The following is a 19,461-nucleotide window of genomic DNA, read 5'->3' as shown; positions in this document are numbered from 1 at the left end:
GTGGCGCGCAAACGATGCGGCCATGTAAAGACATTCTTGCATAGGCTTTCCGGGGGGACAACGCGACGGTCTCGTCAGCGTCCGCGGACACGCGTGGCGAGTTCGACGCCGGATCGCGCGAGGATAACCGCGCCGACGAGCCCCGCTCCCATGAGCCCGAGCCCGATCCAGATGGCGGCGGCTGCCCCGGACTGCCCGACCGCGAACCCGGCGCACGCGCCGCCGACCACGCTACCGAGGTTGGCGCAGAGCGAGTTCATCGAGGAGCCCACGCCGGGATCGTGGGGTGTCGAGCGCATCAGAAGGGTCTGCGTGAATGGCGCGAGCTCGCTCAACGCGAAGCCCACCAGCGCGAAGCCGATGATCGTCAGGATCGGCGATCGTGGCGCGAGGAGAGCAACGAAACCCATGGTCGCCGCACAGGCTCCGAGCGCCATGGCAGCACGCCTGTTGCGATCCGCGACGACGCCGCCGACGTAGTTCCCCACCGTCATCCCGATCCCGGACGCGGCGACGACGAACGCGATGGTCATGCCGGGCATCTGAGCGTGAACGGTGGTGATCACCGAGATGAACGTCAGGACGGCGAAGACGCCGCCGTTCACGAACGCATACACGCCGATGATCGTCCACATCCGGACGTTGCGCAGGCCTCTCCAGGGTGACCCGTGCCGTCGAACTGCGGCGACGCTGTCGGGGGTAGTCGCGAAGACGCCGAGGGTCGCGGCGATGAACAAGAGTGCGATTCCCGCGTAGCACCATCGCCAGCCGAGAGTCTGTCCGACCCAGGTTCCCAGAGGGGCGCCGACCATGTTGGCGATCGTCAGTCCGCCGATCACGACGGCTACGCCCCGCGCCGCGTGACGACTCCCCATCACGCGTGCGGCAGCGATGGCAGCGATCCCGAGGAATGCGGCGTGCGGGACGCCGGAGAGGACGCGCAGTGTGGTGACCAGAGCCATGTCGGGCGCGAGGGCGACAGCCGCAGTGAAAGCCGACATGGTGACCAGCGAGGCGGCGAGGAACCAGCGGACGTCGTAGCGCGAAGCGAGTGCACCGAGGATAGGTGCTCCGATCACGACGCCCAGAGCGTAGGCCCAGACGAAGATCGACACGTCCGCAGCCGCCCGGTCGGGGTCACCGGTTGCAGCGACGGGCGAGAACTCCGCGGCGACTTGCGGGAGTACGCCCACCGAGGCGAATTCGTTGCAGCCGATCGCGAAGCCGGCGAGCGTGAACACGGCGAGAGTGACCGGAACTCGCGCGGTTCTCGCGGTGGATGCCTGCATGCGCGATCTCCCTTGACTGCGATCCCCTCCGTTATGAGCGGACAAACACACAATAGGGCATTACGAGGGCGAGTCTGGAGTCAGCCGGGAGAGATCTGCAGCCGGATCAGACCGTCGCGCAGGGTTCTCAGCCGTGCGTGCAGGTCCAAGCCCGAAAGGACTCCGAGCTTCATGCCCTGATAGATCAGGGGCTTTCGTGCGCCCGCGGTGGCGAGCCAGGTGCGCGCGATGGCGGTCGTGAGAAGGCTCGAACCGGCATGAGCCCACGCGTCGCCGAGGATGGAGCTCTCTCGTAGTGGATTGTGCACGTCCGCCCACGCCTCTCCGAGATCGGTGGTCGTCGGCGACGCTCCTGAGATCATCGCGGCGCCGAGGACACCTGCATCCGCTGCCATCGCGAGATGATCGCTGGGCTTCGACGCGGATCTTCCTTCGATGGCGGAGCGACCCCAGTTGAGCGCGATTCTCGCGCCACTCCGACCTGCCGCGTCGATCTCTTCCGCGAGCGGCAGGTAGCCCTTGGCAGCGGGCTGGCCGGGGATCATCGCGTCGCAGTGCTCGATGAGTACGGGAAGGGCGCCGTCATCCTGGGTGAGCGCGTGCAGCGACTCTGCGAGCGCGTCCCGGTCGACCGGTCCTTGCGTCGAAGACGGGCCGGAGATGGCGGTGATCGCCGTCACCGTTCCGGGCGCCTTGTCGTTCAGCCCCGCCGCGAAGACCTGCGCTCTGCGAACCATCTGGACTCCGCGCTCTCGCTGGGCAGGGTCGACTGCAGCGAGTCCGGCGCCTTCGGCGGCGATCCCATAGAGGGCGGGGACGAGAGTGATGACGCTTCCGAGGGCGTCCAAGGACAGGAGGAAGCCCGGGTCGGACCAGCGAGGGAACGCCGAGAACATCGGGATCTCGAAGCCGACGCCCGATGAGCTGACATCCTGCAGACCTCGAAGCCCGGCAACCGCGTTCGAGTCGGCAATGTGATCGCCAAGCGCAGCATACGCACCGACGACGAATGGGTGTTCGCTAGGCACCGGACTGGGGTTTGCGCTTTCGCGGCTCACTCGGAGACCTCGGAGCGCGCCGTGTCGCCGCGCCAGGCCTCGAAGACGCCGGGGTTCACCGCATACCTCGGGCGCTCGCCGCGTGATCCTCGAAGAAGGTCCTCGATGAGGTCGTCTGACACGGCGTCGACGAAGTCCTCGGTGACGCACAGCGCATGCGGGGTCACGATGGCGTTCGGCATGTGGAGCAGCGGTTCATCGGCGGCGGGCGGTTCGACCTCGAGGACGTCGAGTCCGGCGCCCGCGAGGAGGCCGTCGCGGAGGGCGGATGTGAGGGCGGCCTGGTCGATCAGCGGACCTCGTCCGATGTTCACGATGAAGGCGGTCGGCTTCATGAGCTGGAGGAACGCCGCGTCCACGAGGTGATGAGAGGACGGAGTGAGTGCGGCGGCGAGGACCACGTAGTCGGCGCTCGCCGCGAGCTCTTCTCGGGAGACCAGTTCGATGCCGAGCTCCTCCGCGACCCGGATCGCCGACGGGCGATGCTCCGAGATGATCCGTGCACCCAGCGGGAGCGCGAGGCGCACGAACTCGCTGCCGACGCTGCCGAGTCCGATCACGCCGATGGTCTTGCCGACGAACCCGCGTCCGCGCATCGTCCCGCGTTCGGTCCATCGCCCCTCCCGGGCGGCGCGTGCATTCTCCTCGAACCGATGACCGAGGTTCAACATCAGGGTGAGGCCGGCGAGCGCCAGCGGTCTGCGCACGGCAGCGGGTGTGTTGGTCAACACGATCCCCGATTCCGCGAGGCCCGCGACATCGATCCCGTCGTACCCCGCGCCATACCGTGCGACGTGACGCAGACGCGGCTCGAGGGAACCGAGGTCGGCGTCGATCCGCGAGTGGGTGAACGCGATGACCGCGTCGTACCCCACGACGTCCTCCGGGCGCAGGTGATGCTCGGTGCCGCGAGGAAGGATCTCCCAGTCGATGCCGGCGTCACGCAATCGCGCCAAGCCGATGTCCCCGTACATCGTCGAACCGTCGGGGGCGACGCCTTCGGGGGTGATTCCGACGCGGTAGGTCATGCGGCTCCTTGAGGTCACGGGGTCAGACGAGTCCCGCGAGATGCGGGAGGAAGAGAGAGATCTCCGGCACGAACGTGATCACGAGAAGCATCACGATCAGGACGAGGAAGAACGGCATCAGGTGACGCGTCACGCTCTCCAACCGTGCACCGGCCACCTGCGCCCCCACGAACAGCACTGGTGCGGACGGCGGTGAGATGACGGCGATGGAGAGGTTGAACACCATCATGATGCCGAAGTGGATCGGGTCGATGCCGAACTCGAGGGCGACCGGCAGGAAGATCGGCGTGAAGATCAGGACTGCGGGGATCGGATCCAGAGGGATTCCGATGACGAGGAGCACCAGCATCATGATGAGCAGCACGACGATCTTGCTGTCGGTGAAACCGAACAGGGTGTCGGCGAGCAGCTGCGGGATCTTCGCATAGCTCATCACCCAGCTCATGATCGACGAGACGGCGATGAGGAAGATGACGACCGAGCTGGTCCGGGCCGCGGTGTACAGCGTTGCGGGGAGGTCCCGGACCTTGAGTTCGCGGTACGCGAGAGCCAGTGCGAGCGAGGCGACGACTGCGACCACCGATCCTTCGGTGGGGGTGAAGAAGCCCCCGATGATGCCGCCGATGACGACGACGATGAGCAGAAGCGAGGGGATCGCCCGCCAGAACGCGACCGCAAGGACCTTCACGCTGAAGCGGACCTGCGAGCGGAGCTCGGGGTGCTTCCTCGCGTACCAGGCGACGACGACCATGCATGCGACTCCCCACAGGATCCCCGGGATGTAACCCGCGAGGAACAGTGCCCCGATGGAGGTCCCGCCGCTGGCGAGCGCGTAGATGATGAGGATGTTGCTCGGCGGGATGAGCATCCCGCTCGGCGCGGAGGCGACGTTCGTCGCGGCGGCGAAGGAGCGGTCGTACCCGCTCGCGACCTGGCGCGGGGTCATGGTCGCGCCGACGGCCGCGGCGGCGGCGACGGCCGATCCGCTGACGGCGCCGAACAGCATGTTGGCGACGACGTTGGTCTGCGCGAGCGGTGCCGGAACCCGCCCGACGAGTGCGAGCGACAGGTCGATCAAGCGTCTCGCGATCCCGCCCGTGTTCATGATCCCTCCTGCGAGCAGGAAGAACGGCACGGCCAGCAGCGGGAAGGAGTTCATTCCGCCGAACATGCGCTGAGCGGAGGCGAGCGCACCGTTGTCGAACCCGAGGATCAGGCCCATGCAGATCAGCGACGGGAGGCCGATGCTGATGCTGACGGGAGCGCCGAGTGCCAGGAGCACGGCGAGTCCGGCGACGAGGATGACCCCGTACCATGCGACGTCGGTCACAGCTCGACCTCCTCGGCCGGGTCCTGCGGGGCGACGCCGGCGTAGTCGCGGCGCCAGGCACGAAGCAGGTGATACGCGAGATACATCAGGAGGAGCACCCCGGACACCGGCAGCGCGAGGTAGAGCACACCCGCGTTGACCGGGAGGATCGGGTTGCGCTGCGACCAGGTGAGGTGGACGAGGGCGGATCCGCCGACGACCATGACGACCCCGACGAAGATCATGGTCGACACGTAGGCCAGCGACTCGAGGAATCGCTGGGCGAGGAGAGGGGTCTTCTCCACCAGGAAGGTGATGGCGACGTCGGCCTTCTCGCCGGTGGCGATGGCGATGCCGATGAGGCTCAGCCAGATGAACACGTAGCGTGCGGCTTCCTCTGTCCAGGCGCTGGGGTTGTCGAGCACGAGGCGGGTGAAGACCTGCCAGACGACCAGCACGATGAGGAGGACGAAGAGAGCCAGCACGAGTGGTCGGAGGACGAGGTCCAGGCTGCGTTTGAACACGTTCATGGTGAAGAAGACCCCTCAGGGATCAGCGCGCCGCGTCGATGCTGTCGTACAGAGCGCGAGCGCTGTCGGTCGTGACGATCTCGTCGATCAGTGGCCGAACGGCGTCGCGGAACTCATCGAGGTCGGGGGTGACGAAGGTCGCACCTGCTGCTTCAGCGGTCTCGCGCGCTTCGGTCACGGAGTCGTCGAACAGCGAGACCTCCGTCTCGACCGACTGTCCCACGAGGCCGAGGAACGTCTCGCGGTCGGCGTCGCTCATGTCGTCGAGGATGCGCGGGTTGATGACGAGCACGTCGGGGATCATGAGGTGCTCCGTGTAGGAGTAGTACGGGGCGACCTCGGCGTGACCGAGGCCGGCGTAGACGAGTTCGGCGTTTTCGGCGCCGTCGAGCACACCTGACTGGATGGCGGTGTAGACCTCGCCCTGAGCCATCGGAGTGCCGACGCCGCCCATGAGTTCCATCATGCGGACGTGACTCTCGGCGCCGGAGACGCGGATCTTCAGGCCGGCGAGATCCTCGGGCGTCTCCACGGGGCGATCCTTCGTGTACACGTTGCGCACGCCGCCGTGATAGGCGACGAGTACCTGGAGGCTCTGGTCCGCGATGGACGTGAAGAGGTCGCCGGAGATCTCGGGGTCGTTGAGCGCCGCCATCTGGTGCTCTTTGGACTCGTACAGGTACGGGAGGCTGATCACGCCGAAGTCGGGGTTGAAGTTCTCGAGGAGCGATGCGCCGACGAGCGTCATCGCGATGCTGCCGGACTGCACCAACTCGATGGTCTCGGCCTGCGCACCCAGGAGCTCGTCGGTGTACAGATCGATCTCGTAGCGACCGTCGGTTGCCTCGGACAACTTCTCGCCGAGCTCGAGGATTGCCTGCGCTTCGGGATGAGACTCCGGTTGGTTGAAGGCGACCTTCAGGACGACGGTCTCGTCGTTGGACGACGTGCCACCTCCGGAGGCGGCACATCCGGTCAGGGTGAGCGCTGCGGCTGTACCGAGGACGGCGAGTGCGCGGATGCTGTGAGAACTCATGACTCTCCTTTGAGTGCGGGTCGGCGCGCAACAGCGCGCTGCCCTCACGTTAGGCGAGGCATGTGTGATTCGTCAAGATCCTATTGAAAAGTGACTTTTGACATTTGATCTGGACGAAGCGTATTCTCCATTTCAGGCAGGAGATGCCGATCAAGGGAGATGGGAATCTGATGAAGGCACAGCGAAGCGCGTCACGGCGGCACGCAGCCGCAGTGACGTCGCGTCGTGCTGAGTCAGCCCCGCGAGTAGCGCGTGAACGAGTTCTCGAGGTGCGCACGCATCGCTGCCTCGGCCGCCGTCGGATCGCTGACCTCGATCGCCGTAGCGAGGGCCGCGTGCTCTTCCAGCGTCACATCCACGTGGACGTCGTCCGGCTGCAGTCGGTAGATGTGCAGATGGCAGTGAGTGTGCTCGTACGCCTGGGTCATGACGCCGTTGTTCGCGGCCTCGATGATGGCGTTGTGGAACGCGGTGTCGTGCGCGAGCAGCTCTCGCCGGCGATCCCCATTGCCTTCGAGTGCCACCTTGAGGTCGTCGATGAGGCTTCGCAGGTGGCGCGCCGGGTTCGCCAATCGTGCCACTGCCGCGGATCGCGCCGCCCATGGCTCGAGCAGGAGGCGGAACTCGTAGAGATCCCGAAGGCCGCCGGCGTCCAGCAGCGGCGTCGTGCTGTAACCGCGCCCCGGGCTCGAGTCGACGAGGTTGTCACTCTCCAGTCGCTGGAGCGCCTCGCGTACAGGAGTCGGAGAGACTCCGAGATCGCGCGCGATGGCGTCGATCTTGATGCGCGCCCCAGGCTCAATCGCCGCGAACATGATCTGTTCCTTCAAAGCCGCATGAATCTCGGCAACCGTCAGCCTCGACTTCGGTGCGCCGTCACTAATGTCCGCCATGGTGTCGAATCCTATCTGATCGAGTCATCAATCGGCCAAAAATCTCAAATCCTACTTTCGTTCCCGACCTCGCCGAATCGCAAGGAGCAGCAATGAAGTCCGCAGTCACCGTCGCGCCCGGGGTTCTCGAGATCCGCGAGAGCTCGACTCCCTCCCTCGCCCCTGACGAAGTCCTCGTCGACGTCCGGTACGTCGGGCTGTGCGGCTCCGACGTCCACTATCACTCCAGTGGCAGGAACGGTGTCTTCACGATCACGGAGCCGCTGACCCTCGGCCACGAAGCGGTGGGGATCGTCCGTGACGTCGGCACCGACGTCGAGGGCGTGATGCCGGGGGCGCCGGTGGCGATCCACCCCGCGCGGCCCACCCCTCGCCACGACACCGAGGACGAACGGGGACTGAACCTGTTCCGTGGTGGTAGCTACCTCGGCAGCGCGTCCACGACACCTCACACGCAGGGGGCGCTCACCGAGACCCTGAGCGTGCGACCGGAGCAGCTCCGTGCTCTCCCGGACGGGCTGCCCCTCCGCCGTGCTGCGCTCGCCGAACCCTTGGCCATCGCCATCCACGGCGTGGATCGCGCAGGCGATCTCGTGGACGGTGCGAACGTGCTGGTCAGCGGCGCCGGCCCCATCGGCTGCCTCGTCATCGCTGCGCTCCGAGCTCGGGGGGCTCGACGGATCGTTGCCGCCGATGTCCAGGAGCGAGCGCTCGAGGTGGCCCGGGCATGCGGGGCGGATGAGGTGCTCCACCTCGGGAGCTCCTCGCTCCCCGAAGACGAGTTCGACCTTGTCGTCGAAGCCGCCGGGGTCCTTCCCTCGTTCGTCGGCGCGATCCGTACCGTCCGACCCGGAGGCGGTATCATCCAGCTCGGAATCCTCCCCGCGGGTGACCAGCCCATCCCCGTCTCGCAGCTGCTCATGAAAGAGGTCACGCTCTTCGGGTGTCAGCGCTTCGACATCGAGATGACCGAGGCCCTGGAACTCCTGGCGCGATCTCCGCGACTCGACGCCGCAATCACCCACGAGTATCCGCTCGAAGCTGCTGCCGACGCGCTCGCCATGGCGTCCGACTCGTCCCAGTCCACCAAAGTGCTCGTCGCCATCGGCGACACCCGGCCCTAACCGCACCCATTCGCTGCACCCGACCCACGCAGCCCGATCAACGAGGATCCAGGAACAGACATGACATCCAAGACCACGGTGCCCCGCACCGACTACGACCGGCGGGCCGCAGCTCGCGTCACGACGGCCAGCGCCATCGGCACCGTCATGGAGTGGTACGACTTCGGCCTCTACGGCGCGGCCTCCGCGCTCGTCTTCGCCCCGCTCTTCTTCGCCTCGTCCGACCCCGTCATCGGAGTGCTCAGCTCCTTCGCGGTGTTCGCGGTCGGCTTCTTCGTGCGCCCGCTCGGCGGCATCCTCGCCGGCCACTTCGGTGACCGGTATGGCCGCAAGCCGATCCTGATCATGACCATCGTGCTGATGGGAGGAGCGACGGTCGCGATCGGTCTGCTTCCCACGTACGAAAGCGTGGGGATCTTCGCGCCCGTTCTGCTCGTCCTCGTGCGCATGCTGCAGGGCCTCGGCGCCGGAGCAGAGTTCGCCGCCGCCGTCACCGCTGTCGCCGAGTACACCCCTCTGCATCGCCGAGCGTTCTACACCTCGTTCAGCCAGGCCGCAGTCGCCTTCGCTCTCGTTCTCAGCACCGGCACCTTCGCGCTGCTGAGTTCGCTGCCCGAGGAGATCCTGCTCGGCTGGGCATGGCGCATCCCGTTCATCGCGAGCATCGTCATCTTCCTGGTCGCGTTCTTCATCCGCCGTCGTGTCGAGGAGACTCCCGAGTTCACCGAGGCGAGGAAGGAGTCCGCAGAGAAGGGCAAGGCGCAGAAGCTGCCGATCATGCAGGTGCTCCGCGAGCGTCCTCGCGCCCTCCTCGTCGGCATCTTCTGCGGCGCGGCACTGGTCAACACGGGATACGTCGTCAACACCTTCTCGCTGAGCTACATCACGAACACGCTCGAGCTTCCCCGCACCGTCGCCACGGTCGGACTCGTGGCCGCAGCAGTCGTCGCCACCCTCACCATCCCGCTGTTCGGAATGCTCGCCGACCGCATCGGACGTCGTCCCGTGTACATCGGGGGCGCCGTCTTCATGGCGCTGTTCGCGCTCCCGCTCTTCCTGCTGCTCGACACCGGCGTGCCGGTGCTCGTCGGACTGGCGCTGGTGTGCGCGTACGGCATCGGCTTCGCCGCGATGTGCGGTGCGCAGTCCGCATTCCTCGCAGAGCTGTTCCCGACCAGGTACCGGTTCTCCGGCGTTGCCGCGGCCCGGGAGATCAACGCCATGCTCATCGGCGGAACCACGCCGTTCATCGCGGCAGCGCTCGTCGCCGCCGCGGGCGGTGAGCCGACACTCGTCGTCCCCTACATGATCCTGTGCGCCGTCATCACCATCGTCGCCCTCCTCCTCGCCCCGAAGCCGGTCGCCGAGACCGACGTCATCCTCACCGCCCCGAACCAGAAATGAGTGCCACCCCCCATGAACGCCCCTGCAATCGAGAACACCGTCTGGGTCATCGGCGGAGGCTCCGGCATCGGCCGGGCGACCGCGCTCCGGCTGGCCGCCGCCGGGCGCCGGGTCGCCATCTCCGGTCGACGCGCCGACGCGCTCCACGAGACCGTCGCGCTCGCGGCCGGTCACGACATCCGGGCGTATCAGCTCGACGCCACCGACTCCGAGGCGCTGGCCGCCACCCACACGGAGATCCAGTCCGACCTCGGCCCGGTGGGAACTCTCGTCCTCGCCGCGGGCACCAACCTCGGAGCGCAGCGCTGGTGGGAGACGCTCGATGCGTCCGCGTTCCGCGGCATCATGGACGTCAACCTGACCTCCGCGGTCGACGCCGTCGCGACCACGCTGCCGGCCATGCGCGAGAACGGCGGCGGCCGTATCTTCGTCGTCGGATCCTGGGCGGGGTGGCGGTACATGTCCGTCGCCGGTGTCACCTACACCGCGAGCAAGTTGGGACTGGCGGCGCTCGTCGAGAGCCTGAACGACCAGGAGGGTCGCAACGGCATCCGGGCGACCCTCGTCGTCCCCGGCGAGGTGAACACCGAGATCCTCAAGACCCGTCCCGTCCCGCCGTCGGACGAGGAGATCGCCGCACTCATCGACGCCGACGACATCGCCCGGATGATTCAGAACGTCAGCGACATGCCCTTCCACGTGTGTGTCAACGAACTGGTCATCAGCGGCGTGCTCAACGGCATCTACCTTCGCGACACGAAGTACTCCGGTGCCGTCGCGGTCACCCCGCGCTGACTCTCGGACACTCGGAAGGATCGTTCATGGATCACACCGCTGATGCGCTCGACATCGTCGCGAGGTCTCGACTCGTGCCGCTCGCCACGCTGCCGACTGTCGATTCCGCCGCGCCGCTGGGGGAGGCGCTTGAGGCATCCGGGCTGAAGTGCGTCGAGGTGACCCTTCGATCCGAAGCCGGCCTCGAGGGAATCCGCATCCTCGCGAAGCGCGGTGACCTCCTCGTCGGGGCAGGAACGGTCCTGTCCGCATCGGATGTCGAGCGAGTAGTCGACGCGGGAGCGGGCTTCATCGTCAGCCCTGGCATCGATCCGGAGGTCGTCGCCCGAGCGGGGGAGCTCGGCGTCGCCGTTCTGCCGGGCGTCGCCACGGCTTCGGAGGTGCAGCTCGCGTACCGGCTGGGCCTCCAGGCCGTGAAGTTCTTCCCAGCCGAGCAGTCCGGCGGGTTGGCAACGATCGGAGCGCTCGCCGCCCCCTTCGCCGGCATGAGGTTCATGCCCAGCGGCGGGATCACTGCACAGTCCGCGCCGTCGTACCTCGCTCACCCCGCGGTGCTCGCGGTGAGCGGCAGTTGGATGCTGCCCGGTGCGACGGTGGCCGAGGGGGACGTCCCGCGGATGACGCGCACGCTCCGCGCGGCCGTTGACGCGCTCCGGACGGATGCTTCATGAGCCTCGAGATCGCTGCTCGCGGATCGCGACGCTATGACGCAGTGGCGCTCGGCGAGGTCATGCTGCGCCTGGACCCCGGGGAAGGACGCATCCGCACGGCGAACACGTTCACGGTGTGGGAAGGCGGCGGTGAGTACAACGTCATCCGAGGGCTCTCGACCGTATTCGACCTGGACACCTCTCTCCTCTCCGGCATCGTCGACAACGACCTCGGGGATCTGCTGCTCTCGCGTGTCCGGTCGGCCGGTGTGGGCACGGACCACATCCACCACGTCTCGTTCGACGGGATTGGACGTCGCGCGCGGAATGCTCTCAACTTCACCGAGCGCGGGTTCGGCATGCGTGGTGCGCGAGGTGTCTCCGACCGCGGACATAGCGCGGCATCCCAACTGGCGGCCGATGACTTCGACCTCACGCGGCTGTTCGAGCAGGAGGGGGTGCGGTGGTTGCACACCGGAGGCGTTTTCGCCGGCCTGTCCGACTCGGCGGCGGACACGGCCTGCGCAGTGATGGATGCCGCGCAGCGAAGTGGCGCAGTCGTCTCCATCGACTTCAACTATCGACCGAGTCTCTGGCCGGATGCAGCGAAGGCGAGGGCCGTCTACCGTCGGCTCGCGACGTCGAGCACGGTCGTGATCGGCGGGGAGACCGACTTCGTCGACCGCCTCGGGGTCCCCGTGCCCAGTGCAACGGATCCCAGGGAGCGGTTCGCCGAGCTGGCCGCTGCCATCGTCGAGGAGTACCCCGGCGTGGAGGTCGTCGCCACCACCGTGCGCACCGTGCATTCGGCGTCGCGCAACAGCTGGCAGGGGCTCGCCTTCTCGCCACGCGACGGAGTCGTCTCGTCCGCCGAGTATGACGAACTCGAGATCTTCGACCGCGTCGGCGGCGGCGATGGGTTCGCGAGCGGGCTGATCGGCTCACTTCTCGACGGACACACGCTCGGCCGAGCAGTCGAGATCGGGGCAGCGCACGGCGCCCTCGTCATGACAACCCCGGGTGACTCCTCCGCAGCATCCCTCGCCGAAGTCCTCGCCCTCGCCGACGGCGCCTCCGCCGCAACCACACGCTGACCAACAGCCCACGCTGATCCAGAACCACCGAAGAAGGAACCCCATGAAGATCACCGACGTCGCCGTCGAGGCCTACCGTCTTCCGCCGAGCTCGCCGTGGGAAGACGCCACCAACCGCGTCGACTCGCTGGAGTTCGTCATCGTCACCCTCACCACGGACACCGGGCTCACCGGCACCGGCCTCAGCTACTCCGTCGATATCGGCGGGTCCGCGATGAAGGTCCTCATCGAGGACTATCTCGCCGCGCTCGTGCTGGGGCAGGACCCGCTGGACTTCGAGCGCATCTGGAAGACGCTCAACCGGCAGTCCCGGCGGCTCGGCCTCGGCATGAACTCCATGTGCGTCGCCGCCGTGGACATCGCCGTCTGGGACCTCATCGGCAAGATCCACGGACTCCCGCTCTACCGACTCCTTGGTGGCAGCCGTGACAGCATCTCCACCTACGTCAGCGAGATCAACCTCGCCGCCGATGACACCGTCGACGCCCTGGAGGCTCGGATCGAGGACTACGTCGCCCGCGGCTACGGCGCAGTGAAGATCAAGATCGGTCACGACGACCTGGAACTGGACGAGGAGCGGGTGTGCGCCGCCTACCGTCACCTCGCGCCCCGCAAGCTCCTGGTCGACCTCAACCAGAAATGGACGTCGGCGGAGGCCCGGAGGAACGCTGCGCGAATCGACGCGATGGGCCTCGGGTGGATCGAGGAGCCGCTGTCCGCGCATGACGTCGCCGGCCACGTCTCACTGCGACAGCGACTGGACACTCCTCTCGCCATCGGCGAGAGCCTGCACAGCCGCCAGCAGTTCGTGCCGTACCTGTCGGCGAACGCCGTCGACTACGTCCAGGCCGACGTCGCCTTCGTCGGCGGCATCACCGAGTGGTGGAAGATCGCGCACCTCGCCAACGGATTCGGCAAGCTCGTCGCACCGCACTTCATGATGGAACTGTCGCTGCAACTGCTGTGCGGCGTCGACAACGCGTTCCTCCTCGAGGATGTCGTCGGTGGCAGCCTGACGAGCATGGGTCTGCTGGCCGAGCCCATCGAGGTCCGCAACGGGATCGCCACGCCGCCGAGCCGACCCGGTCACGGGCTGGTCTTCGACGAGTCCGAGCTCGCGAAGCACGTCCTCGACCGCGCGAAGGTACGGGCGAGCTTCTCGGGAGGCAGCAAGTGAGCCATGCCGACCTCGGGACGGACATCGAGAAGAGCACGATCCGTCGCGTCACGCGGCGAATCATGCCCTTCCTCATCGCCGCCTACCTGATCAACTTCCTCGACCGCACGAACGTCGGCTTCGCCGCCGCCGGCATGGAAGAGGACCTCGGGATCGGGCCCGCGGCCTACGGTCTCGGCGCGGGCATCTTCTTCATCGCTTACTTCATCTTCGAGGTGCCCAGTAACGTCGCGCTCTACCGATTCGGCGCCCGCATCTGGATTGCCCGCATCATGATCACCTGGGGCATCATCGCGGGACTGCTCGCCTTCATCCAGACCGTCGAGCACTTCTACATCCTCCGATTCCTCCTCGGAGCCGCGGAAGCCGGGTTCTACCCCGGAGTCATTTTCTACCTGTCGCTCTGGTACCCCGTGCGATACCGCGCACGGATGACGAGCATCTTCTTCCTCGGCATCCCCATTGCGCAGGTCATCGGAGCGCCCCTGTCCGGTGGACTCATCATACTGGGCGACTCGATGGGCTTCGACGGCTGGCGCGTCATGTACCTCGTCGAAGCGATGCCCGCGTTGATCCTCGGTGTTGTGACGATCTTCTACCTGACGGATCGGCCTGAGAAGGCGAAGTGGCTGAGCGCTGCGCAACAGGAATGGTTGATCACCGAAATGGCACGTGACCAGGAGGCCGCGCGAAAGGTCACCGGAATCGACGAGCCCAGCAAGTGGTCGCAGGTGAAGGCCGTGATCCGGATGCCGATGGTGTGGGCGCTCGCCGGGATCCTGTTCTGTATGACCGCGGGCTCGAACGCGCTGAACTTCTTCTTCCCCAGCGTGGTGGAGACCTTCAAGACCTCGTTCGGCGTCGAGACCAACGTCCTCACCAACGGCTTCATCGTCGCGATCCCCTACGCGTTCGCGGCCGCCGCGATGATCCTCTGGGGGCGACGCTCCGACCGCACCATGGAGAGACGGTTCCACGGAGGAGGAGCAGCGATCCTCTCCGGGCTCGCCATCGTCTCGGCACTCCTCCTCGACAACCCCATCGCTATCGTCGTCGGGTTCATTGTCCTCGCGTCCGGCATCTACTCGGCGCAGGTCGTCTTCTGGAGCATCCCCGCGCGGCTGCTCACCGGCGTTGCGGCAGCGACGGGAATCGGCCTCATCAACTCGGTCGGCAACCTCAGTGGTTTCGTCGGCCCGTACCTGACGGGGTGGTTGTACGAGACGAGTGGGTCGTACCTGCTCGCCTTCGGCGTCATCGCGACGCTCGTCGTCATCGGCGGCATCGGGTTCATCGCCTTGCTCTCCCGTCGCCGTATCCGCGACGCAATCGGCTAGGGAGGGGAAGAGAAGCGCGAGTCGTGCTCCGCGGGGTGGGGAGCGGAGCATGACTCGCGGTGATGGGAAAGCCGCGAATAGTCCGGTTCGCAGCGGACTTCGGCAGACGAAGCGCGCGAGGGTCGAACGGAGGGAACGACGCCAGTGCACCACCTTGAGGACAACCAGCTCCACGGCACACCAGCGGGATACGACCGCGGTTGCCGTACACGGGCATCGTGCCCTTTCGATTCGAGCACTCCCACCCTCAGCTGCGTCGAGGCGACCATCGCTCGTGCCGGTGACCGACAGCTCCATAGGCTTGCCATGAATCTGCTGTTGCCGCGTGATCCCTGCGCACTCGAGGGCCTCCTGGTCAGCGTTGCTGCAATGGAACGCGCGAAACATGGAACGGTCTGGGGGTATCGGCGGGGATGCCGCAACGCCATCTCGTGCCCGCGTGCGGCGGCGGGGCAACCAACATGCACGGACGCTCGCAGAGAGTACTACCGCAACTACGGCCGACGACGCCGGGAGGGGCTGGGTAGACGGTTCGACCACGGCACGAACCGGGGTTACCTTCTCGGATGCACGGACGGTGACGCATGTCCACGAAACGAGCTCAGCACCTCCTGCGCGCAGGCTCGGCGGTCTCATGTTCTCGCCCTCGCTCGAGCAAGAGGTGTCCAACCTCGTGTGCTCGTGGAGGATCTCGACGAGGCGCGATCAATCGTTCGTCGACTTCAAGATCAGGGGCTTTCCCTCCGAGGAGTTGCCAGCGTGACCGGCATTGGACGCACGACGGTGGCCTCAATCGCCGCGCGACAGGAGCGAACCATCACGGAGCAAACGCTGAGGAAACTCCGAGCGGCCGCTTACAGCCCCGGGGCGCCTTTCGCCGTGTGAGTCCTGCGCCAAGCTCCTGTCGGCGGTGACTCGCGCACGCGGAAGCCGTCAAACCGCAGTGCATCTCCACAACCTGGGATCCCCGCTAGCGGCGGGCGAAATGACATCGTCCGCGCGGACTGAGCTCTTCTTTGGGTTCCTCGAGTAGAGCGCCGCCGGGCGCGACGTCATCGCCTCGTCAGAGGCTCCGCCACGTCGTTGACGACTCTGACTGCGATATAGGTGGGTGACGCGCCGCGGCCTGTGAGGAGTGCAACCAACTGCAAGTTCGGAACGCATCGACGGCTCTGCAGTCCTGTCAGCAGTCAGAGGAGTCGGCAAACGTCGGTGTTGGCAGGGCGCACGATCCTGAGGTTCGTGTCACTTCCAAAGCTAGTCCGGACGAATGACGTGCGCTGGCCCTACTTTCCGGACTGAAGTTTTCGCCTGTCATTGCAACGCAGTAAATCGCGCATTCCACAGCTACTCCAGACAAACGCTTTCAATAAAGACCAGATCAACATCATTTTCAGCAGACTTCCGGCGCGCCGGGTGCGTCAGAGATCCTTGCCCACCCAACTTGCACGACGGGGTTGTTGGTCGGCCGATGGACTAATGCTCATCGTCAGCAGAGGCGAGCGACCGCACCTCCAGTGAGGCAAGACAGACAACTAGGCGAAGGCTCACCGCTCGAGGCTGATGTTTCTGGGCGTGTGGGAAGGCGGCGGGCCGTTATAGTGAACCTCCTGATCCGGGATCGCTAGAGTGCGGTCATGACTCAGGACCTTGACGAGATCTCGTACTGGCTCGAGCAGATTGCGCAACCGGATGTGTGGAGGGACTACCTAATTCCCATTCTGGGCATTCTTGCCACGATGTTCCTGGGGTTGGCTGCGGTTCTCACTGCGCGCGCTTCCAATCGGATCGCCGGGCAAAACACTGAGCTGGCACTGCGCGCCGAACGGCGTCGATACGGTGATGCTGTTATCGCCTACTACGAGTCCCGTCACCCCGACGTACGCTCGGGGAAAAACCACAACATGCCGCACTGGACTGAAACTCCGCTGGCAATCGCAACCGAGCTCGGAGAGCCAAACGCAGCTCAACTGATGTCCTGGGTTACGGCGACGATTGACCATGCGACTAGTACCGGGCCGGAAGAAGACCGAGCCATCAACGCCGCCCACATCAAGGCCATCGTTCCAGTTGTCGTCGCGAAGTGGGTCAGCCACCCAACGATGTTCAATGAGCCAGCGTTCAAGCTCTGGCATGAGCGGAATGCAGCCGCGAGGCCGAGTCGCGAGGAGTCTTGACGTCCGCGGCTGATGGGGTGTCAATCCGCTCGGCGTTTCCAGCCAATACATCGTCGAACTCAGCTGAAGGTTCTAAAGCCAACCCTGGAGAGGGGGCGTCCGGTCGACGCGGAACCGGAAGCGCCAATCGGTCTAAGTGCTCAGCCCCGCGCGGCGGACCGTCACCTTGGTTGTGACGGAGCTCGCAGCAAGGCCCGCGAGATCCACTGCGAGGATCCATTCACCGGACCTCGGAACTGTGATGCGCGCGGGGGTTGTTCTGGCAAGCCCTCCGAAATATCGGTATGCGCGGCCGGTCTTATAGTTCGAGAAGTCGGCAGGAGTCATCAGTCGAACGTTCGCTCCAGTCGAGAGCTCGACGACGACGGAACACCCAGCAGGCAAGTTGCCAAGGGTGTATCGCTGGAATGCACGGCCGGCCATGTCTCCTCCGTTCCTGCCCGCAGTCTATGGTGTGCCCGTAGTCACAGACAGCGGCACGCGGGTCGGTGAGCGGTAGGGTGAACTTCGGAGGTTGCGATGTCGCTGGGGGCATGGGTTCAGGGAGGCCTGGAGTTCGCGGATGGGGTTCCGGTGAACTGGCAGAAGACTCTTCACTTGCGTTTGACCGCGCAGTATGACCGTTTGGCGAGACGGAAGAAGACGAAACAGACTGAGGACACTCTGGGCTGGAGTCACCACGCGTACTTCTTCGTGGGACGTCCACACCCTGATTACGGCACGTCCGTAACCCTCTTCGATCATCCCCTTGACGGAGCAGCACCTTGGGCTGTCGCCCCGTTTGATACTGGCGGGCTAGTGCACGGAAAGATCGCGACTCGGACCAATCTGAGTGAGGAGGAACGACGCGACCTCATCGAGCACTGGTCCCGTTCCGACACCACCTACACCATCGAGTTCGAAGGATGGGTGGAAGACGCGTTCGATGACGCGGATGGGTACGTAATCGGCATGGAACCATCCACGCACCTGGTTCCCCAGATCGACCCCACCGCGAATGACGATTACTCCTGGACATGGGAGGGGCGGCTCAGCGCGCTGGGATACGAGTCCCGTCCTATGGAGCCCACCGCCGTGATCCTCAGTGATGGGCGACAGAAGCAGTTCTACGAATGGCTTCGTGCTGAGCGCGTCATCCCGCTTGAAGAGTTGGCCGAGTACATGTCATGGGTAGGGGGCCTGATCACAGAAGAGGCCAACCCCGTCGCAGCTGCACAAGATATCCTTTGCGTAGGGAGGGCGAGCGAATGACCCTGATTCTCGTCGGCTTCGTAGCCGATCTTCATGGTTCGGCGGACCATCTGTTCGAGGCCGCTCCTGTCGTCATGCGCGACCGGGAGTTCTTCGTGGCACCCGGGCTTGACTGGGACGAAACCGCACTCATCCCCCTTGTCAGTGGTACTGGAGTTCCCGTCCACCTCATCAAGGCGGCGCACCAGATCGTCCCCGGTGACACGGTCTGGGTGGGCGGGCCCAGCTTCGTCGATGGGATCAAGACCTGCTCCTTTGCTGAAGAAGACTCCTACACAATCGGTGGATGGGAATCGAGCGCATTGGGATTTCGAGTCTCGCAAGGACACCGCCGAGACTTCGGGGACTTGGTTAGACGTCTTCGCTATCGGCTCGAGCATGGATTGCATGCTGCACTCTTCGACCAGCTGGAGCTGTTCAAGGGTGATGCCCCCGGACTCTACGCGTTGTATACCGGTCTGCCGGTCGATCCCGACCTCGACTACCAACTGACTCGGGCGCTGTACTTCCACGGGATGCGCGATGAGTACTCTAGGCAATTTATTCGCAGCGAATCAGTTTATGCACTGCGCCTTGCTGCGAGCATGGAGGAGTTCGACGACGCGTTCGACGCGAAAAGTTCACAACTCACCCAAATGCGACTCGGTGAGCAGACGGGAGTTCTCGCTCCACCGACCACTCTCTCCCCAAGGGATGTGTCGCTGACTCTGCGCGAACTGCGACGAGTGAGTTCCCAGCGTTGGGTTTACTCATTGAACACGTCGTCGGAGCTGTCGAGCACTACTGACCGGTGGCTCCGGATACTGAAGAGCGCGCACGATTCGCCGAGTAAACACGAAAGTGAGTTGCCTGCATGAGCGACGACATGGTCGATCAGTCTGAGGAGAATCAGCCGAAGACGCTGGTCGCGCCCAGTGCGCCGGACTTCTTGACGATCTTCCGCCAGGAAGAAGAAGCCGAACTCGCGAAATACAAGAGCTACGCAAACTCTGCGGTCTATGCAGACCACTTGCAACGGGCTTTGGCGTCGTTGCAGGATCCGTCCGAGTTCCAGGCTGGTGACCTAGTTCAGTGGAAGACATTCCTGCGAGGGGCTGCCTATCCTGCTTATGGTTCGCCTGCCATCGTCGTTGAGTTCATAGACCGCGCGGAGGGCGTCGATGCTGATGATGAGCGTGACGACGTCGTAATCGGGTATCTGAACGGTGACCAAGATCTTCGAATGATCACGACCGACTCTCGTCGCCTGACGCCCTGGGACGCCTCCGCGAGGAAGTAGCTCGGCGAGGTCTGCCCCCGGGCTTCTGGT

The 19,461-nt window shown here is 65.3% G+C and carries 19 protein-coding genes; 11 read left to right on the top strand and 8 right to left on the bottom strand.

Going from position 1 to position 19,461, the window contains the following annotated elements; translation table 11 throughout:
* Positions 1-74 precede the first annotated feature (74 nt).
* The 7 genes from ACIPY8_RS14535 to ACIPY8_RS14505 form a co-directional block, all read right to left on the bottom strand.
* Positions 75-1,289, bottom strand: coding sequence for an MFS transporter (locus ACIPY8_RS14535; protein WP_400819508.1), 1,215 nt, complete (start codon positions 1,287-1,289; stop codon positions 75-77).
* A gap of 80 nt (positions 1,290-1,369) precedes the next feature.
* Positions 1,370-2,347 (bottom strand): DUF4862 family protein, encoded by a 978-nt coding sequence (locus ACIPY8_RS14530; protein ID WP_400819505.1) that lies wholly within the window; start codon positions 2,345-2,347, stop codon positions 1,370-1,372.
* Positions 2,344-3,375: a 2-hydroxyacid dehydrogenase gene (locus ACIPY8_RS14525; protein WP_400819502.1), complete on the bottom strand. Its 1,032-nt coding sequence runs from the start codon at positions 3,373-3,375 to the stop codon at positions 2,344-2,346. The genes ACIPY8_RS14530 and ACIPY8_RS14525 overlap by 4 nt, the downstream gene beginning before the upstream one ends.
* A gap of 22 nt (positions 3,376-3,397) precedes the next feature.
* Entirely contained in the window at positions 3,398-4,705 is a 1,308-nt protein-coding gene (locus tag ACIPY8_RS14520; RefSeq protein ID WP_400819500.1) for a TRAP transporter large permease, read from the bottom strand.
* A complete protein-coding gene (locus tag ACIPY8_RS14515) occupies positions 4,702-5,214 on the bottom strand; it encodes a TRAP transporter small permease (protein WP_400819498.1) in 513 nt (170 codons plus the stop codon). The genes ACIPY8_RS14520 and ACIPY8_RS14515 overlap by 4 nt, the downstream gene beginning before the upstream one ends.
* Positions 5,215-5,236: 22 nt before the next feature.
* Positions 5,237-6,250, bottom strand: coding sequence for a TRAP transporter substrate-binding protein DctP (gene dctP, locus ACIPY8_RS14510; RefSeq protein ID WP_400819496.1), 1,014 nt, complete (start codon positions 6,248-6,250; stop codon positions 5,237-5,239).
* Positions 6,251-6,483: 233 nt separating this feature from the next.
* The gene (locus ACIPY8_RS14505) at positions 6,484-7,143 is read right to left on the bottom strand and encodes a GntR family transcriptional regulator (RefSeq protein WP_400819494.1); all 660 of its coding nucleotides are present in this window, start codon (positions 7,141-7,143) and stop codon (positions 6,484-6,486) included.
* Between the two features lie 92 nt (positions 7,144-7,235).
* Between ACIPY8_RS14505 and ACIPY8_RS14500 the strand changes: the two genes are divergently transcribed.
* From ACIPY8_RS14500 to ACIPY8_RS14465, 8 genes are all read left to right on the top strand, one after another.
* Positions 7,236-8,267: a zinc-binding dehydrogenase gene (locus ACIPY8_RS14500; RefSeq protein ID WP_400819492.1), complete on the top strand. Its 1,032-nt coding sequence runs from the start codon at positions 7,236-7,238 to the stop codon at positions 8,265-8,267.
* Positions 8,268-8,327: 60 nt separating this feature from the next.
* Positions 8,328-9,671, top strand: a complete 1,344-nt coding sequence (locus tag ACIPY8_RS14495; protein ID WP_400819489.1) for an MFS transporter — start codon at positions 8,328-8,330, stop codon at positions 9,669-9,671.
* Between the two features lie 12 nt (positions 9,672-9,683).
* Positions 9,684-10,466, top strand: coding sequence for an SDR family oxidoreductase (locus ACIPY8_RS14490; RefSeq protein WP_400819487.1), 783 nt, complete (start codon positions 9,684-9,686; stop codon positions 10,464-10,466).
* 26 nt (positions 10,467-10,492) lie between these two features.
* Entirely contained in the window at positions 10,493-11,137 is a 645-nt protein-coding gene (gene eda, locus ACIPY8_RS14485; RefSeq protein WP_400819485.1) for a bifunctional 4-hydroxy-2-oxoglutarate aldolase/2-dehydro-3-deoxy-phosphogluconate aldolase, read from the top strand.
* On the top strand, positions 11,134-12,210 hold the full coding sequence (locus tag ACIPY8_RS14480) for a sugar kinase (RefSeq protein WP_400819482.1): 1,077 nt from the start codon (positions 11,134-11,136) through the stop codon (positions 12,208-12,210). The genes eda and ACIPY8_RS14480 overlap by 4 nt, the downstream gene beginning before the upstream one ends.
* A 43-nt stretch (positions 12,211-12,253) precedes the next feature.
* Positions 12,254-13,387, top strand: coding sequence for a mandelate racemase/muconate lactonizing enzyme family protein (locus ACIPY8_RS14475; RefSeq protein WP_400819480.1), 1,134 nt, complete (start codon positions 12,254-12,256; stop codon positions 13,385-13,387).
* Positions 13,384-14,724 carry an MFS transporter gene (locus tag ACIPY8_RS14470; protein WP_400819477.1) on the top strand — a complete coding sequence of 447 codons (1,341 nt, stop codon included), beginning with the start codon at positions 13,384-13,386 and terminating at the stop codon, positions 14,722-14,724. Before ACIPY8_RS14475 ends, ACIPY8_RS14470 begins: the two co-directional genes overlap by 4 nt.
* A 1,637-nt stretch (positions 14,725-16,361) precedes the next feature.
* Positions 16,362-16,901, top strand: a complete 540-nt coding sequence (locus tag ACIPY8_RS14465) for a hypothetical protein (protein WP_400819475.1) — start codon at positions 16,362-16,364, stop codon at positions 16,899-16,901.
* Positions 16,902-17,033: 132 nt separating this feature from the next.
* Here the strand turns inward: ACIPY8_RS14465 and ACIPY8_RS14460 are convergent, their stop codons facing one another.
* On the bottom strand, positions 17,034-17,324 hold the full coding sequence (locus ACIPY8_RS14460; RefSeq protein ID WP_400819472.1) for a DUF1883 domain-containing protein: 291 nt from the start codon (positions 17,322-17,324) through the stop codon (positions 17,034-17,036).
* 150 nt (positions 17,325-17,474) lie between these two features.
* Here ACIPY8_RS14460 and ACIPY8_RS14455 point away from each other — a divergent pair, with 150 nt between their 5' ends.
* The 3 genes from ACIPY8_RS14455 to ACIPY8_RS14445 are packed head-to-tail and all read left to right on the top strand — an operon-like array spanning position 17,475 to position 19,431.
* Complete coding sequence (locus ACIPY8_RS14455; protein WP_400819470.1) at positions 17,475-18,152, top strand: hypothetical protein; 678 nt, start codon at positions 17,475-17,477, stop codon at positions 18,150-18,152.
* A complete protein-coding gene (locus ACIPY8_RS14450; protein WP_400819468.1) occupies positions 18,149-19,009 on the top strand; it encodes a hypothetical protein in 861 nt (286 codons plus the stop codon). The genes ACIPY8_RS14455 and ACIPY8_RS14450 overlap by 4 nt, the downstream gene beginning before the upstream one ends.
* Positions 19,006-19,431: a hypothetical protein gene (locus ACIPY8_RS14445; protein WP_400819466.1), complete on the top strand. Its 426-nt coding sequence runs from the start codon at positions 19,006-19,008 to the stop codon at positions 19,429-19,431. The genes ACIPY8_RS14450 and ACIPY8_RS14445 overlap by 4 nt, the downstream gene beginning before the upstream one ends.
* Positions 19,432-19,461 lie beyond the last annotated feature (30 nt).

Origin of the sequence: Microbacterium sp. NPDC089696 (genome assembly GCF_044749125.1) — a bacterium.
GTDB lineage: Bacteria > Actinomycetota > Actinomycetes > Actinomycetales > Microbacteriaceae > Microbacterium.
This window is presented reverse-complemented; position numbering and strand designations above follow the sequence as displayed.